This is a genomic window from Streptomyces longispororuber, assembly GCF_024448165.1.
GTDB classification, from domain to species: Bacteria; Actinomycetota; Actinomycetes; order Streptomycetales; family Streptomycetaceae; genus Streptomyces; species Streptomyces longispororuber_A.
On the sequence record NZ_JAMOLN010000231.1, the window covers coordinates 1 to 15,439 of the forward strand.

Below are 15,439 nucleotides of genomic sequence, written 5' to 3' on the forward strand. Positions count from 1 at the left end.
CCCGGTGGGGGCTGGTCGCGCAGTTCCCCGCGCCCCTGAAGGGCGCTACGCGAAAGGCCCCCGTTCGCACGGGGGCCTTTCGTTGTCTGTGCGCCGCCAGGGACTCGAACCCCGGACCCGCTGATTAAGAGTCAGCTGCTCTAACCAACTGAGCTAGCGGCGCTTGCTGACTCGTAAATAATACCTGGCCCTGAGGGGTGCTTCTGACCAACCGTGGGTGGGGTCAGATGGCCAGGGAGAGGAGGACCGGGGCCGCGCCCTTGTTCAGGCGGTCGGCCGCGTGGTGGAGGCGGTGGGCGTGTTCGACCGGGAGGGAGAGGGCCAGGCAGCCGACCGCGGCGCCGGCCGTGATGGGGACCGCCGCGCAGACCGTGCCGACCGCGTACTCCTGGAGGTCCAGGACCGGGACCGTCGCCGGCTGGGCGGCCAGCTTGGAGAGCAGGATCCGCTCGTTCGTGATGGTGCGCGAGGTGAGGCGGGCCATCTTGTGGCGGGAGAGGTGGTCCCGCCTGCCGTTCAGGTCGAGCTGGCCGAGGAGGCTCTTGCCGACCGCGCTGGCGTGCGCCGAGACGCGGAAGTCCACCCACTCGTTCACCGCGGGGGCCTCGGGCCCCGCCGCGTACTGGGTGACGCGGACCTCGCCGTCGATGTACCGGCTGATGTAGACCGCCGCGCCCACGGTGTCCCGGAGCTCGTCGAGCGTGATCTGGAGCTTGGCGGTGAGGGCGGCCTCGCGGCCGTCGGCCGAGCTGAGCCTGGTCAGGGTCTCGCCCGTGACGTACGCGCCGTCGGCGGTCTGCTGGACATAGCCCTCGCGGCGCAGCATGCGCAGGAGAGCGGTGAGCTGGTCGGCGGGCAGACCGGACACGCGCGCCAGCTCCGTGTCGGTGACACCGACGCCACGGTGGGCGACGGTCTCCAGCACGCGCAGAGCGTGCTGCACCGACTGGTGCGGCTGATGCGAGGACGCATCCGGTTCGTGCTTCAGCGCCACGGGATCCCCCTGCATGGAACGGTTCCGGACAGCTGGGCTGCGTCCACGATAGCCGTCAACGCACCCATTCGGGGCGGATGTTGGCGAGATTGGTGGCGCGTTCCGTGGCTCTCAGCTGGAACGCGCCACCCTGGCATATGCCAAAGTCATGCTCCATTGCGTGAGCGGCTGGTCACAGGACCGCGCTCAGGAATTCCCGCGTGCGCTCGTGCTCCGGGTCGCTGAAGATCTTGTCCGGAGATCCGGACTCGATGACCCGGCCCGCGTCGAACATCAGTACCTGGTCCGAGATGTCCCGAGCGAAGTTCATCTCGTGGGTCACGCAGAGCATGGTGATGTCCGTGGTGTGCGCGATGTCCCTGAGGACGTCAAGGACCCCCGCCACCAGCTCCGGGTCGAGCGCCGACGTCACCTCGTCGAGGAGCAGCACCTGCGGCCGCATAGCCAGCGCCCGCGCGATGGCGACCCGCTGCTGCTGGCCACCGGACAGCTGCGTCGGGTACGCGTCGCAGCGGTCGCCGAGCCCGACCATGTCGAGCAGCTCGCGGGCCCGCTCCTCCGCCTCGTCCTTCGACAGGCCGAGCACGGTGACCGGCGCCTCGGTGATGTTCCTGAGCACCTTCATGTTCGGGAACAGGTTGAACTGCTGGAACACCATGCCGATGTTCTTGCGGACCTCGCGGACGTGCTTCTCGCCGGCCGGGACCAGGCTGCCGTTCTTCTCCTCGTGCGTGAGGTAGTCGCCGTTCACCTTGATCGTGCCCTGGTCCGGCTTGATCAGGGTCATCAGGAGACGGAGGATCGTCGTCTTGCCGGAGCCGGACGGGCCGATCAGCGTCACGTGCTTGCCAGAGGCGACCGAGAAGTCCAGCTCGTCGAGGACGGTGTTGCCGCCGAACCGCTTCACGACCTTGTCGAAGCGGATCAGCTCGCTCCCGTCCACCTTGGGATTGGGCTGTTCGTTGGAGAGGTTCGTGTCAGTGGACAAGGCGGCGCTCCAGGGATCGGAGAAGAAGGGATGCGGTGTAGGAGATGACGATGAAGGCGACACCGACGACCGTGAGGGCCTCCGTGTACTGGAACGTCTGGGCCGCCTCCAGGCGCGAGCGCTGCAGCAGCTCCAGGACGCCGATGCCCGCGAGCAGCGGGGTGTCCTTCAGCATCGCCACGACGTAGTTGCCGAGCGCCGGCACGACGCGGCGGATCGCCTGCGGCAGGATCACCGCGGTCCACGTCTTGCGGTAGGACAGGCTGAGCGCGCGGGCGGCCTCCCACTGGCCGGCCGGGACCGCCTCGATGCCCGCGCGGTAGACCTGCGCGGTGTACGTCGAGTAGTGCAGGCCGATCGCCACCACACCCGTGGTGAGCGCGGAGAACTGGATGCCCCAGTCCGGCAGTACGAAGTAGAGGAAGAAGAGCTGGACCAGGAGCGGGGTGTTGCGGATGAACTCCGTGACGAGCCCGACCGGCCATCTGACGAAACGGGTCGGCGCCCGGAAGGCGAGCGCCCAGACCAGGCCGAGGCTGAAGGAGATCAGTGAGCCGAGGACCAGCGCCTGGAGCGTGACCAGCAGGCCGTCCCAGAAGTGCGGCATGAAGTCGCCGACGGCCGACCAGTCCCAGGTGGATGCGGCAGTGGTGATCATGCGCCGCCACCTCCCGAGCTCGCCGGGACCTTCGACACGTCCGTCGTCTGACGCATGTTGAGCTTGCTGCCCATGATTCCGTTCCCGGCCGCGGGACGCTGTCCGATCCCCGCCTTGGTCTTGCGCTCCAGCGCACGCATCCCACGCGTCAGCACGAACGCGATCACGAAGTAGATGACGAGGGTGAGCGAGTAGATCTCCGCGCTCTCCGTCGTCGCCAGACGCACCAGGTACGCCGCGAAGGACACGTCACCGATGCCGAGCAGCGAGACGAGGGCGGTGCCCTTGAGCAGCTCGATGAGGAGGTTGCTGAACGGCGGGATCATCTCCGGCACGGCCTGCGGCAGCAGGATCAGCCGCATCCGCTGCCACGGCGTGAAGCTCAGCGCGACCCCCGCCTCGCGCTGGGCCGGCGCCACCGCGTTCAGCGCGCCGCGGACGATCTCCGCACCGTAGGCGCCGTAGGACAGGCCGAGCGCGAGGACCGCCGCCCACATCGGGACGAGCGACCAGCCGGCTATCTGCGGCAGGACGAAGAAGATCCAGAACATCAGGACCAGGGCAGACGTGCCCCGGAAGATCTCGGTGTAGACGCCGGCCACGAACCGCACGATCCACAGCCGGTGCGTGCGCGCCATCCCGACGCCGAACGCCACGACCGTCGCCAGCGCCGCGCTGTAGATGGTGAGCTGGATCGTGATCCAGATGCCGGGCAGTACCCAGTGTTCCCACAGTCCGGAGGTCATTGTCGGCACAGCTCCTTGGCGGTCAGCGTCGTCATCTCCGCCTTCGTGAAACCGAACGGCTGGAGAATCCGGAACAGTTCACCGCTCTTCTTCATCTTGTGGATCTCGACGTTGAAGGCGTCGCGCAGCTTCGTGTCGTTGGGGCGGAAGGTGAAGCCGCCGCCGTCGACGTGCTTCTTCCCGCCGACCAGCGGCGCGAACGGCTCGGTGTGGTCGGCCTTGCGGCTCTTCTTGGTGACTTCGCGGGTCGTCAGGGCGGTGCCCGCGAAGACGTCGATCCGGCCCGACTCGACGGCGTTCAGACCGGCCACCTGGTCCTGGAGGATCACGATGTCGGCCTCTTTGTAACCGGCTTCGACGGCGTACGCGATCTCCGCGTAGCCGGTGCCGGTGCCGATCTTGGCCTTGGCCTTCACGCAGTCCGCGTAGTCGTGCAGGTCCTTCGGGTTGCCCTTGGCCACGATGAAGGAGTCCAGCATCTGGTACTCCGGGTCCGCGAAGATGACCTGCTGGCACCGGTCCTTGTTGATGTACATCCCGGCGGAGACGACGTCGAACTGCTGCGTCTTCAGGCCGGGGATCAGGGAGGCGAAGTCGGTGGCGACGGGCTGGACGTGGCCGACGCCGAGCCGCTTGAAGATGACCTTCGCCAGCTCCACCGCCTCGCCCGTGAACTCGCCCGAGTCGTCGATGTAGCCGTACGGCACCTCGCCCGCGATGCCCAGGCGCACCGTGCCCTGGCCCTGCAGCCGGGCGAGGGTGTCGCCGTCCGGAACACGGCTGCAGCCGGCCGCGCCGAGAGCGCCCGTCGCGCCCAGCGCTCCCGCGCCGAAAAGCAGTGATCGTCTGCGTAGAGGTCGTTTTCCCGCTATCTCGTTCGTCCGTGTCTCAGTTGGTGGAGCCATGGGCGCGCGGCTACCCGGCCCGACTCAACCTATGCCGATCAATTCGCGCCCCGGGTACGGGCGAGGCGGTCTTGACCGGGAGGGGTGGATGAGGCCGACCATGGGACGTATGGCTGCGAATCAGGACCGGTACATCGAAGTCTCCCTGGCCAAAAGGGGCGTTACCTGTACGGCGAGACTGCTCGTCGACCGGGCGCCGCTGACCTGCGCGGCGGTGTGGGACGCGCTGCCGCTCGGGTCCGACGTCTATCACGCCAAATACGCGCGCAACGAGATCTATGCCCTGTTCCCGGCATTCGCGGAACAGGAGCCACCGCTGGAGAATCCGACGGTGACGCCCATTCCGGGTGACCTCTGCTATTTCTCCTTCAACGGTACGCAGTTGGGGTCGCAGTCGTACGGCTACGGATCGGGCGCCGGCGTCGACGCCGGAACTCCCGTCATCGACCTCGCGCTGTTCTACGAGCGGAACAACCTGTTGTTGAACGGGGACGTGGGGTGGGTGCCCGGCATCGTGTGGGGTCAGGTGGTCGAGGGCCTGGACGAGATGGCGGCGGCCTGCCAGGACCTGTGGCGGAACGGGGCGGCGGGGGAGACGCTGGGATTCCGGCGTGTATGAGGTGCCCTCGCGCCGTAGGGGCGTCCGATGCGGTCGCGGGTGCGGCGCCGTCGTGGCCGGCCGCGCAGTTCCCCGCGCCCCTCATGGGGCGCTGATTCCCGCGGCGCCGGACTCGTACAGCGCATGCGCCACCCGCAGCACCAGCCCGTCCGCATGCCGCGCCCCCACCACCTGCAGGCCCACCGGCAACCCGTCCCCGTCCGTCCCGTCCACCCCCACCGGCACCGAGGCGGCCGGCTGCTGGGTCAGGTTGAAGGGGTACGTGAACGGGGTCCAGCCCGTCCAGCGCCGCAGGCCCGACCCCTTCGGCACCTCAGCGCCCGCCTCGAACGCGGTGATCGGCAGTGACGGCGTCAGCAGCACGTCGTAGGTGGAGTGGAAGACGCCCATGCGGCGGCCCAGCTCCATCCGGACGTCCACCGCCGCCAGGTAGTCCAGCGCGCTGTACCGGGCTCCCTGCGCGCAGATCTCCTGCAGCCCGGGGTCCAGCAACTCCCGCTGTGCCGACGACAGTTGCTGCGTCACCCGGGCCGCCCCGCTGAACCACAGTGTGTGGAACGCCTCGACCGGATCCGTGAAGTCGGGGTCGACCTCCTCCACGTACGCGCCGAGCCCGGCGAGCCGCGTCACCGCGTGCCGTACCGCCGACGCCACCCCCGGCCGTACCGCGACCTGCCCGCCCAGCGTCGGCGAGAACGCCACCCGCAGTCCCCGGACCCCGTCGCGCAGCCCGTCCCGGAAGCTGCCGGGCGCGGGGCCGAGCGCCGACCAGTCCCGGGGGTCGGCGCCGGAGATCACGTCGAGCATCAGCGCGGCGTCGGCCGCGGTCCGCGTCATCGGACCCACGTGCGCCAGCGTGCCGAACGCGGACGCCGGGTACAGCGGCACCCGCCCGTACGTCGGCTTCAGTCCGAAGATCCCGCAGAAGGCGGCGGGGATGCGCACCGAGCCGCCGCCGTCGGTGCCCAGCGACAGCGGTCCCGCGCCCACCGCGACCGCCGCCGCGCTGCCGCCGCTCGAACCGCCGGCCGTGCGCGCGGTGTCGTACGGATTGCGGGTCACGCCCGACAGCGGCGAGTCGGTGACGCCCTTCCAGCCGAACTCGGGCGTGGTGGTCTTGCCGACGAAGACGGCGCCGTGCTCCCGCAGCCGGGCCACCGAGGGCGCGTCCTCCAGCCAAGTCCCCTGCGTACGAGTTGACTTGGAGCCCCGCATCGTGGGCGCGCCGCGCTGCAGCAGGATGTCCTTCACCGTCACCGGCACCCCGTCGAGCAGACCCTGCGGCTCACCGCGCCGCCATCGCTCCGCACTGGCCCCGGCCTCGGCGAGGGCGCCCTCCGCGTCGACCCGCACGAACGCGTTCAGCGCGGGCTCGGTCTCCTCGATCCGGGCGAGCACGGCCCGGGTGGCGTCGACGGGGCTGAACTCGCCCTTGCGGTAGCCGTCGACGAGATCCTGTGCGGTCAGTCCGGTGAGCTCGGTCGTCATCCGTCCTCCACGGCGAAGCTACGGTGCAGTGCGGCGATCAGTTCCCGGGGACATACCCACGTTTCTTGTCGACTACATTCATCAGCGGCCGGCCGGTCTCCCAGCGGCCGTACAACTCCAGGAACTGGCGCCCGAGTTCGTCCCGCCAGCCCACCGTGTCCCCGCTCATGTGCGGCGAGACCAGCAGCCCGGGCGCCGTCCACAGCGGACTGTCCTGCGGCAGCGGCTCGTGCTCGAAGACGTCGAGCGCCGCACCCCTGATCCATCGTTTCTCCAGGGCGGCGACCAGGTCGGGCTCCACGACGAGCGCGCCCCGGCCGATGTTGATGAAGCGGGCCGACGGCTGCATCACGCCGAACCGGCGCGCGTCGAACATGCCGCGGGTGTCCTCCGTGAGCGGCGCCGCGCACACCACCCAGTCGGCGCGGGCGAGCAGCCGGTCCAGGTCGGCGGGGCCGTGCACCCCGGCCCGCGCCCGCCGCCCCACCAGCGCCGTGACGATGCCGAGCGCCTTGAGCTGCCGCTCGATCGCGTGCCCGATCGGGCCCGAACCGACCACGCAGGCCCGGGTCCCGGCGATGCGCTGCGACTCGCGGTGGCGCCACTCGCGCCGCGCCTGCAGCTCCAGCGTGCGCGGCAGGTCCTTGCCCATCGCGAGCACCAGCGCGGCGACGTACTCGGCGATCGGGGCGTCGAAGACGCCTCGCGCATTGGTCAACACGGCGTCGGAGTCGACGAGTTCGGGAAACATCAGCCGGTCGACGCCCGCGCTCGCGGTGTGCACCCAGCGCGGCCGCGGCCCCTCGCCCGGCCACGCGGCCCGTACCGCGTCGGAGAAGAAGTCCCACACCAGCAGGACGTCGGCGGCGGGAAGCCGGTCACGCAGCCCGTCCGCGTCGGCGGCGTGCAGGACCCGGGCGCGGCCCGTGAGACTGCCGAGCCGGGGTGCCGGCTCCGTGGGCCCTGCGTCCAGAACGAGCACGGTCGGAACGGCCGGGACATCGTTTCGCAACGAAACTCCGCTTTCCTGGGTAGACAGATCGAACCCTTCTGACATGCGCGGATTGACCACGCTGGCACCTGAACCTACCTTCGTCAACAGGGGTGCTCCGCGCGCGAACCGAGCGGACCGCCCGCCCTTCTTCGCTGTCCCGACGTCCCGGCGGTTCGCCGGCTTTGCACCGCACCGGCAGATATCACGTCAGCTGAACTTGGGGCCTTCTCATGGACGTCTCATTCCTTGGGGGACCGCAGCCGCAGCGCGGCGTGGGCGTCGTCGCACCGTTCGACTTCGCCCTGGACCGCGAGCTGTGGCGCTGGGTACCCGACGATGTCTCCCTCCACCTCACGCGCACGCCGTTCGTCCCCGTCGAGGTCAGCCTCGACCTGGCCCGCCTGGTCAGCGAGCACGAGACGCTCGGCGAGGCGGTCCGGGCGCTCGGCGCCGCCGAACCGGAAGTCCTCGCGTACGCCTGCACCTCGGGCAGCTTCGTCGGTGGCATCGCCGGCGAGCGCGCCATGTGCGAGGCGATGCGCCGCTCCGGGGAACTGCCCGCGCTCACCACGTCCGGCGCGCTCCTCGAAGCGCTCGTCGAGCTGGGCGCGCGACGGATCGCCCTGGTGACCCCCTATACGCGCTCGGTGACCGAGTCGCTGGAGGAGTACCTGGCCGAGGCGGGCATCGTCGTCACCGGACGCGCCTACCTCGGCCTGACCCGGCACATCTGGAAGGTGCCCTACCGCGACGTCGCCAGGATGGCCAGGGAGGCCGTGCGCGGCGTGGCCGACGCGCTCTTCATCAGCTGTACGAACCTGCCCACCTACGACGTCATCCCGCAGCTGGAGGCGGAGCTGCGGATGCCGGTGATCTCGGCCAACCAGGTCACGATGTGGGCAGCCCTCGCCCGGCTGGGTACCCGTGCCGTGGGGCCGTACCAGGCGCTGCTCGACCCGGCGGCGCGACGGCAGTGGCCCCTGCCGGGGCACGGGCTCCCACCGGAGCACGGGCTCCCGCCAGGACACGGTCTTCCGGAACTTCCGGAGGGACAGGAGGGACGGTCATGACCGCGCTCGGATTTCTCTACCCCGGACACTCCGCGGAGGACGACTACCCGCGGATCGAGATGCTGATCGACAGCGACGTACGGCTGCCCGTCGTGCACACCGACATCGGTGAGGACGCGCACCGCGTCGACGCGCTCCTGGAGATGGGCGCGCCCGAGCGGCTCGCCGCCGGCGTGGAGGAGCTGCGGCTCTCCGGCGCGGAGGCGGTCGTCTGGGCGTGCACCTCGGGCAGCTTCGTCTTCGGCTGGGAGGGCGCGCACGAGCAGGTCCGTTCCCTCGCCCGGGCCGCCGGGCTGCCCGCCTCCAGCACGTCCTTCGCCTTCGCGCACGCGATCGGGGAGGTCGGGGCGCGGCGGGTCGCCGTCGCCGCGACGTACCCGGAGGACGTCGCGGGACACTTCGCCACGTTCCTCAAGGCGGCCGGCGCCGAGGTCCTCTCGGTGCGCGGCAGCGGCATCATCACCGCCGCCGAGGTCGGGACGTGGGGGTGGGACGAGGTCCTCGCGATGGCCCGGGCGGGCGACCACCCGGACGCGGACGCGGTGCTGCTGCCCGACACGGCCCTGCACACGGCCGCGTACGTCCGTGACCTGGAGCAGGAGCTCGGCAAGCCGGTCCTCACCGCCAACCAGGTCACGGTGTGGGAGGCCCTGCGCCTGGTCGACCGCCGGGTCAACGCCCCGGCACTCGGCGCCCTGTTCACGAAGGAACCGGTGGTCCAGGTCTAGGGCCTGCCGTCAAGCTTCTGTTCCCGACCCTCACCTGGCCTCGCGGCGCGCCTTCCGCACCTCGTGGTGGACGGCCCAGGCGTCGGCGACCGGGCCCAGGTGGGCGAGCTTGTCCGGGTTGTTGACCAGGCGGATCGCCTGGACCCGGCCGTCGAGCACGTCGAGCACCATCGCGTTGAGGACCCTGCCGTCGGCGTCCCGCATGAGCGCGCCGGGTGCCCCGTTGACCTCCTGCGGCTCCCAGGTCACGTCGACGCGGGCCATCATCTCGAACGTGGTGCCGACCAGGCGGGCCACCTTCTCGGCGCCCGTCACGGTCCTGGACAGCTGCGGGGTCTTGCCGCCGCCGTCGCCGACCAGCGACACGTCGGCCGCGAGCAGGTCCTGCAGCTCACCGACGTCGCCCTGGCGCAGCGCGTCGAAGAACCGGGACGCCAGCTCGTCGCGCTCCCTGCGGTCCGCCTCGAAGCGGGGCCGGCCCTCGGTCATGTGCTGCCGCGCCCGCGCCGCCAGCTGCCGGCAGGCCGCCTCCGAGCGCCCCACGGCCGAGGCCACCTCGGGGTAGCCGAAGTCGAACACCTCCCGCAGCACGAAGACCGCGCGCTCCAGCGGGCTGAGCCGCTCCAGGAGCAGCAGGGCCGCCATCGACACGGAGTCGGCCAGCTCGGCCGAGCGCGCCGGGTCCTCGTAGGGGTCGTCGAGCAGCGGCTCCGGGAACCACGGACCGACGTACGCCTCCCGCCGCACCCGCGCCGAACGCAGGACGTCGACGGAGATCCGGGTCACCGTCGCGGAGAGGAACGCCTTGACCGAACGCGGCTCGGTCCCGCTGGCCTCGAAGCGCAGCCAGGTCTCCTGCACCGCGTCCTCCGCCTCGCTGACACTGCCCAGGATCCGGTACGCGACGGAGAACAGCAGGGGCCGCAGCTCCTGGAACTCCTCGGTCCTGCTCATCCCCGCGTCCCGGTCGTCGGACATCCGCACGATCGCCCCCCATGACGGTCTCCGCCCATGATCCTCATGGACCCTCCTCACCTTCCATGATCGGCCGACTCCTCACAACCCGTGGTGCGGGACGCGCAGTTCGCAGGGGCGTGGGGCCGGCCCCACCCCTGGGACGAGACGGCGCCCGCTCCTGTGACATCCGCCGGTTCCTCCGCCCGGACCGCCTGCGGGGAATAAAGCGGAGACTCCCTCCGTTACCAGGTGGTCCCACCCCACGTACGCATGCAGGAGGACTCCGTGCCGGCCACCCCCGACGAGATCCGCGGCGCAATCCACGGCACCGCCCCGACGCCCCTCTCGGTCCTGGACCTGGTCACCGTCGGAGCGGGCCGCACCGCCACGCAGGCCCTGCGGACCAGCGTCGACATCGCCCGCCTCGCGGAGCGCCGCGGTTTCCACCGCTACTGGGTCGCCGAGCACCACTCGATGCCGGGCGTCGCCTCCAGCAGCCCCGCCGTGATCCTGGCCCACCTGGCCGCCCACACCGACCGCATCCGGCTCGGCTCCGGCGGCGTCATGCTGCCCAACCACGCCCCGCTCGTCATCGCCGAGCAGTTCGGCACCCTGGAGGCCCTGGCCCCGGGCCGCGTCGACCTCGGCCTCGGCCGCGCCCCGGGCACCGACGGCGCCACCGCCGCCGCCCTGCGCCGCAGCGACCGCCTGAACGAGGGCGCGGACGACTTCCCGCAGCAGCTCGCCGAGCTGACCCGCTTCCTCGACGACGACTTCCCCGACGGCCACCCCTACGCCCGCATCCACGCGGTGCCGGGACCGGTCCAGGCCACCTCGCCCGGCGGCGTCCAGGACCCGCACCGGCCGCCGCTGTGGCTGCTCGGCTCCTCCGGCTTCAGCGCCCGCCTCGCCGGTGTCCTCGGCCTGCCGTTCGCGTTCGCCCACCACTTCTCGGCGCAGAACACGGTCCCGGCGCTCGACCTGTACCGCGAGTCCTTCCAGCCGTCCGAGGTGCTGGACAAGCCGTACGCCCTCATCGGCGTCTCCGCGCTCGCGACCGACGACGACGGCACCGAGGCCCGCCGCCAGGTGATGGCCGCCGCCCTCAACATGGTCCGCCTGCGCACCGGCCGCCCGGGTCTGGTCCCGACGCCCGAGGAGGCGGAGGCCCACCAGTTCAACGAGATGGAGCGCGACTTCATCCGTTCCTGGAACTCCAACGTCATCCACGGCACCGTCGACGAGGTCCGCTCAGGACTCGACGACCTCCACAAGCGCACCGGCGCCGACGAGCTGATGCTCACGGCCAACGCCCACAGCGGCGACGTACGCCTGCGCTCGTACGAACTCATCGCCGACGCCTACGGGCTGCCGACGGCCTGACACCGACCGGACGACGAAGGCGCCGCCCGTGCGGGCGGCGCCTTCGTGCTGTCCGGCCGGTGTCAGGCAGGCCCTAAGGGCCTGTCGTCACACTCCCGTCTGCCCCGCGGTGTCTGGCACGCACGCTCGCGGCGTTGCCGAAAGGCCTGAGTAGCTCCGCTACGAGGACCTTCCGGCGCCTTGCGATCGCACGCACCAGACACCGCGGGGCCGCCCTTCGGGCGACGACGCGAGTGTGACGACAGGCCCTAGCGCTCCGCCAGCATCCCGGAGATGCGCTCCGCCGCCACGGGCCGCGAGTACAGCCAGCCCTGTCCTGTGTCGCAGCCGATCCGGCGCAGCCGGTCGGCCTGTTCGGCCGTCTCCACGCACTCCGCGGTCACGGTCAGGCCGAGCCGGTGCGCCAGCTGCACCATCGCCTCCACGATCACCGCGTCCGCGGGGTCCGACGGCGTGTCCCCGCCGTCCTGGAACCCGCGCACGAACGAGCCGTCCAGCTTCAGCACGGACACCGGCAGACGGCTCAGGTACGCGAGGTTCGAGTAGCCGGTGCCGAAGTCGTCGATGGCGATGTGCACCCCCATGTCGCTGAGCGCCTGGAGCGCCTGCAGCGGCCGCCCGGCCGAGCCCATCACGGCCGACTCGGTGAGCTCCAACTGCAGCAGCTCAGGCGCGAGTTGGGTCTCCTCCAGGATCTGCGCCACATCGGCCACCAGATCCGAGTCCCACACCTGGCGCACCGCCACGTTCACGCTCACGAAGACCGGCGGCACCCCGGGATGCTCCAGCTGCCAGCGCCGCGCCTGCGCGCACGCGGTCCGCAGCACCCACCGCCCCAGCTGCACGATGGAGCCGTCCTCCTCGGCGAGCCCGACGAACCGATTCGGCGTCAGGAGCCCGAACTGCGGGTGCCGCCACCGCACCAGCGCCTCCACCCCCCGCAGCCGCCCGTCCTCCAGCCGCACCAGCGGCTGGTACTCCAGGACGAACTCGCCGCGCTCGACGGCGGGCCGCAGCCCCGAGGAGAGGGCCTGCCGGGTCATCAGGTGCGCGTTGCGCTCCGGGTCGAAGAGCGTCCAGCGGGCCTTGCCGTCGGCCTTCGCCCAGTACAGCGTGGTGTCGGCGGCCTGCATCAGACCCGTGCTCGTCGTCTCCGCGACGTGCCGCTCGACGACACCGATCGACGCCGACACCGAGAGCCGCCGGCCGGACAGGTCGAAGGGTTCCTGGAGCGCCTTGAGCGCGGCCTCCGCCAGCGCGGCCACCTGCTCCGTACCGGTCGAGTCCTCCACGAGCAGCGCGAACTCGTCGCCGCCGAGCCGGGCCACCAGCGGCGCGCCCGTGGCGTGCCCGGCCCGGTCCGCGCAGTGCGTGAGGCGCTGGGCGACGGCCGCGAGCAGCCGGTCGCCGACGTGGTGGCCGAGGGTGTCGTTGACCGCCTTGAAGCCGTCGAGGTCGAGGTAGCACAGCCCGACCCGGCCGGTGGCGCCCGTGCCCTCGTACGCCCCCGCCTCCAGGGCGGCCGACAGCCGCTCGAAGAACAGGGCCCGGTTGGCCAGCTTCGTCACCGGGTCGTGCATCTGCAAGTGCCGCAGCCGGGCCTGGAGTTCACGGCGGGCGCTGATGTCGGTGAGCGAGAGCAGGACGACCTCGGCGCCCGGCACCGGCGACACCGTCACCCGTACCCACAGGGAGTGGCCCGCCGCGTGCTTGATGCGGCGGGTCCGGGACAGCCGCGCCTCCCGGCCGCGCAGCACCTCGTGGTACGCGTGCCAGGTGCGCGGGTCGGAGGAGAGGTCGAGCAGATCGGCGGCGACGCGGCCGGTGAGCGGCTCGGTGCCCTCGCCGCGCAGCAGGACGAGCGCCGCGGTGTTGGCGCCGACGATCAGGCCGGCGCGGTCGACGACCAGCATGGCCAGGGGCGCGGCGAGGAAGGCCGCGTCGTAGGCGGAGCTCCGGCCGCTCACCGCGGTCCGGCCACACTCCGTGAGGACTTCGACGCGCGGGCCTGGTGGAGACGCTTCCGTCGCGGTCGTGGGCCCATCGGGCTGTGCGCTCACCGCTCGCTCCCGCAGTGCGTCGTCTGGTTGCGTGGTCTGGTGCAGCCGGGTCCCGGCAGGAAAGTGTGCCGATCATAGAGGCAGGTCGGACGGCCCATCCAGCCTTGTCCACGGTGCGGGCGGGTTCCGGACGACTGAACTCCGCTACGGCAGATCGTTTCTGCTCGTGAGGAAGCGCGGTTCTTGCGCACCTCGATCACGTGTGACGTTCTGTGATCGCTCGGGGTGTCGTCGGCTCACTCATCCGGGCCAGATAAACAGGGCGAACCATGGCAAACGCCCACAGTCTGGGTGGGGTGTCCCGCATTCCCCTCCCGGAGGTCGACTTGCCGCGTCCGCAGCCACTCGGGGGAGTGGACAAGCCCCGCCTGCGCACCGTCGCCGCGGCGCTGACCGCTCTCACCGCCCTGGCCGCCACAGGTCTGGTCGCGGGCCCCGCGGTCGCCGCCCCCTACGCGGGCCCCTGCGCCCTGGAGCGCACCCCGGCCCACCACTCCGAAGGTCTTGACACCTGGAACGCGGCGTACCCGCGGCCCCGGCGGACGCTCGACGCGGTGATGGTCTTCCTCTCGTTCCCCGACTCGCGGCCGCTGACCACGCCCGCGGAGCTGACGGCCGACTACTTCCCGGCCACGAGCCGGTTCTTCGACCGGGCCTCGTACGGCAAGTTCCACCTGGTGCCGCACCCGCAGCGCGAGTGGATCGAGATGCCGCAGGACTCGACCTCGTACGCGATACAGCGTGACTGGAACGCGGCGAACCGCAGCGCGTACCTGCGCGACGCCCTGAAGGCGGCGGACGCGCACACCGACTTCAGCAAGTACGACATCGTCTACTTCGTCGCCGACCCGGACGCGCCGGGCGTCGACTCGGACGCGACGAAGGTCGTGAACTTCGACCGGCCGATGCGGGCCGACGGCACCGACATCCGGCGCATCGTCACGGTCTTCGAGCAGCATCCGCCGGACCGCAACGTGCTGGCCCACGAGACGGGTCACGTCTTCGACCTCCCGGACCTGTACCACCGGCCGTCCGACGGCAAGGGCGACTGGGACACGTACGTCGGGGACTGGGACGTCATGGGCAGCCAGTTCGGGCTCGCGCCGGACTTCTTCGGCTGGCACAAGTGGAAGCTGGGGTGGCTGGACCCGCGGCAGGTGGCGTGCGTGACACGGACCGGGGTGACGCGGCTGACGCTGGAGCCGCTGAGCACGGCGCCGCGGGCGGCGGGGGCGCCGTTCGGTACGGGGGGCGGCACCAAGCTGGCCGTCGTCCGTACGGGGCCGTCCAGTGCGGTCGCGCTGGAGGCGCGGGGGGCCGGGGGCAATGACAGTGCGACCTGTACGCAGGGGGTGCTGGCCTACCGGATCCGCAGCGACTCCTCCTCCGGAGGGGGGCCGGTCCAGGTCCTCGACGCCCATCCGGACAGTGAGGCCTGTTACGGGGACTCGGTCTACCCGCCGCTCGCCGATGCGCCCGTCGGGCTGGGGGAGAGCTTCACGGTGCCGGGGGAGAAGATCCGCATCGAGGCGGAGGACCGCACGGCCTCCGGCGCCTGGACGGTCAAGGTGACGACAGGCTGACCGGTCCGGTCCGGTCCGGCCAGGTCCGGTGCGGGTGCTCTTCGCCGTCCGGCTCTTCGGCTGCCGGCCCGGTGGGGGCTGGTCGCGCAGTTCCCCGCGCCCCTGAAGGGCGCTACGCGAAAGGCCCCCGTTTGCACGGGGGCCTTTCGTTGTCTGTGCGCCGCCAGGGACTCGAACCCCGGACCCGCTGATGCTGTGTCTTCCCGGGGGGTAACCCCCGGACCCCCAGCCGTTTCCCGGCGCCGGGGCGAGCTGGTCGGGATACA

At 71.3% G+C, this 15,439-nt stretch carries 14 protein-coding genes and 1 tRNA gene; 5 read left to right on the forward strand and 10 right to left on the reverse strand.

Annotation, left to right across the window (positions count from 1 at the left end; all coding sequences use genetic code 11):
• Nucleotides 1-89 precede the first annotated feature (89 nt).
• From M4J07_RS40465 to ehuB, 6 genes are all read right to left on the reverse strand, one after another.
• Nucleotides 90-163, reverse strand: a tRNA-Lys gene (locus M4J07_RS40465).
• A gap of 60 nt (nucleotides 164-223) precedes the next feature.
• Nucleotides 224-994, reverse strand: a complete 771-nt coding sequence (locus M4J07_RS40470; protein ID WP_255980855.1) for an IclR family transcriptional regulator — start codon at nucleotides 992-994, stop codon at nucleotides 224-226.
• 172 nt (nucleotides 995-1,166) lie between these two features.
• A complete protein-coding gene (gene ehuA / locus M4J07_RS40475; protein WP_255980857.1) occupies nucleotides 1,167-1,982 on the reverse strand; it encodes an ectoine/hydroxyectoine ABC transporter ATP-binding protein EhuA in 816 nt (271 codons plus the stop codon).
• Nucleotides 1,972-2,640, reverse strand: coding sequence for an ectoine/hydroxyectoine ABC transporter permease subunit EhuD (gene ehuD / locus M4J07_RS40480; protein WP_255980859.1), 669 nt, complete (start codon nucleotides 2,638-2,640; stop codon nucleotides 1,972-1,974). Before ehuD ends, ehuA begins: the two co-directional genes overlap by 11 nt.
• A complete protein-coding gene (ehuC, locus tag M4J07_RS40485) occupies nucleotides 2,637-3,386 on the reverse strand; it encodes an ectoine/hydroxyectoine ABC transporter permease subunit EhuC (protein ID WP_255980861.1) in 750 nt (249 codons plus the stop codon). The genes ehuD and ehuC overlap by 4 nt, the downstream gene beginning before the upstream one ends.
• Nucleotides 3,383-4,291 carry an ectoine/hydroxyectoine ABC transporter substrate-binding protein EhuB gene (gene ehuB, locus M4J07_RS40490; protein ID WP_255980863.1) on the reverse strand — a complete coding sequence of 303 codons (909 nt, stop codon included), beginning with the start codon at nucleotides 4,289-4,291 and terminating at the stop codon, nucleotides 3,383-3,385. The genes ehuC and ehuB overlap by 4 nt, the downstream gene beginning before the upstream one ends.
• Before the next feature lie 109 nt (nucleotides 4,292-4,400).
• On the opposite strand from ehuB, the gene M4J07_RS40495 reads away from it, so the two are divergent.
• Nucleotides 4,401-4,910: a DUF3830 family protein gene (locus M4J07_RS40495; RefSeq protein ID WP_255980865.1), complete on the forward strand. Its 510-nt coding sequence runs from the start codon at nucleotides 4,401-4,403 to the stop codon at nucleotides 4,908-4,910.
• Between the two features lie 81 nt (nucleotides 4,911-4,991).
• Here M4J07_RS40495 and M4J07_RS40500 read toward each other — a convergent pair whose 3' ends face one another.
• Together M4J07_RS40500 and M4J07_RS40505 are read right to left on the reverse strand one after the other, a co-directional pair.
• Nucleotides 4,992-6,398 (reverse strand): amidase, encoded by a 1,407-nt coding sequence (locus tag M4J07_RS40500; protein ID WP_255980867.1) that lies wholly within the window; start codon nucleotides 6,396-6,398, stop codon nucleotides 4,992-4,994.
• Between the two features lie 37 nt (nucleotides 6,399-6,435).
• Complete coding sequence (locus M4J07_RS40505) at nucleotides 6,436-7,455, reverse strand: D-2-hydroxyacid dehydrogenase (RefSeq protein ID WP_255980869.1); 1,020 nt, start codon at nucleotides 7,453-7,455, stop codon at nucleotides 6,436-6,438.
• A gap of 167 nt (nucleotides 7,456-7,622) precedes the next feature.
• On the opposite strand from M4J07_RS40505, the gene M4J07_RS40510 reads away from it, so the two are divergent.
• Nucleotides 7,623-8,462, forward strand: coding sequence for a maleate cis-trans isomerase family protein (locus M4J07_RS40510; protein WP_255980871.1), 840 nt, complete (start codon nucleotides 7,623-7,625; stop codon nucleotides 8,460-8,462).
• Nucleotides 8,459-9,190 carry a maleate cis-trans isomerase family protein gene (locus tag M4J07_RS40515; protein ID WP_255980873.1) on the forward strand — a complete coding sequence of 244 codons (732 nt, stop codon included), beginning with the start codon at nucleotides 8,459-8,461 and terminating at the stop codon, nucleotides 9,188-9,190. Before M4J07_RS40510 ends, M4J07_RS40515 begins: the two co-directional genes overlap by 4 nt.
• A gap of 30 nt (nucleotides 9,191-9,220) precedes the next feature.
• Here the strand turns inward: M4J07_RS40515 and M4J07_RS40520 are convergent, their stop codons facing one another.
• Nucleotides 9,221-10,144, reverse strand: a complete 924-nt coding sequence (locus tag M4J07_RS40520) for an RNA polymerase sigma-70 factor (RefSeq protein WP_255980881.1) — start codon at nucleotides 10,142-10,144, stop codon at nucleotides 9,221-9,223.
• A gap of 288 nt (nucleotides 10,145-10,432) precedes the next feature.
• Between M4J07_RS40520 and M4J07_RS40525 the strand changes: the two genes are divergently transcribed.
• Nucleotides 10,433-11,530 (forward strand): LLM class flavin-dependent oxidoreductase, encoded by a 1,098-nt coding sequence (locus tag M4J07_RS40525; RefSeq protein WP_374215174.1) that lies wholly within the window; start codon nucleotides 10,433-10,435, stop codon nucleotides 11,528-11,530.
• A 248-nt stretch (nucleotides 11,531-11,778) separates the two neighbouring features.
• On the opposite strand, the gene M4J07_RS40530 is transcribed toward M4J07_RS40525, so the two are convergent.
• Nucleotides 11,779-13,443, reverse strand: a complete 1,665-nt coding sequence (locus M4J07_RS40530) for a putative bifunctional diguanylate cyclase/phosphodiesterase (RefSeq protein ID WP_445276312.1) — start codon at nucleotides 13,441-13,443, stop codon at nucleotides 11,779-11,781.
• Between the two features lie 416 nt (nucleotides 13,444-13,859).
• Here M4J07_RS40530 and M4J07_RS40535 point away from each other — a divergent pair, with 416 nt between their 5' ends.
• Nucleotides 13,860-15,173, forward strand: coding sequence for a M6 family metalloprotease domain-containing protein (locus tag M4J07_RS40535; protein WP_305128823.1), 1,314 nt, complete (start codon nucleotides 13,860-13,862; stop codon nucleotides 15,171-15,173).
• Nucleotides 15,174-15,439 lie beyond the last annotated feature (266 nt).

Coding starts and splice junctions, on each gene's coding strand:
- ehuD (WP_255980859.1), bottom strand. CDS start 2,640: ATGATCACCACTGCCGCATCCACCTGGGACTGGTCGGCCGTCGGCGAC.
- ehuC (WP_255980861.1), bottom strand. CDS start 3,386: ATGACCTCCGGACTGTGGGAACACTGGGTACTGCCCGGCATCTGGATC.
- ehuB (WP_255980863.1), bottom strand. CDS start 4,291: ATGGCTCCACCAACTGAGACACGGACGAACGAGATAGCGGGAAAACGA.
- M4J07_RS40495 (WP_255980865.1), top strand. CDS start 4,401: ATGGCTGCGAATCAGGACCGGTACATCGAAGTCTCCCTGGCCAAAAGG.
- M4J07_RS40500 (WP_255980867.1), bottom strand. CDS start 6,398: ATGACGACCGAGCTCACCGGACTGACCGCACAGGATCTCGTCGACGGC.
- M4J07_RS40505 (WP_255980869.1), bottom strand. CDS start 7,455: ATGTCAGAAGGGTTCGATCTGTCTACCCAGGAAAGCGGAGTTTCGTTG.
- M4J07_RS40510 (WP_255980871.1), top strand. CDS start 7,623: ATGGACGTCTCATTCCTTGGGGGACCGCAGCCGCAGCGCGGCGTGGGC.
- M4J07_RS40515 (WP_255980873.1), top strand. CDS start 8,459: ATGACCGCGCTCGGATTTCTCTACCCCGGACACTCCGCGGAGGACGAC.
- M4J07_RS40520 (WP_255980881.1), bottom strand. CDS start 10,144: ATGAGCAGGACCGAGGAGTTCCAGGAGCTGCGGCCCCTGCTGTTCTCC.
- M4J07_RS40530 (WP_445276312.1), bottom strand. CDS start 13,443: ATGCTGGTCGTCGACCGCGCCGGCCTGATCGTCGGCGCCAACACCGCG.
- M4J07_RS40535 (WP_305128823.1), top strand. CDS start 13,860: ATGGCAAACGCCCACAGTCTGGGTGGGGTGTCCCGCATTCCCCTCCCG.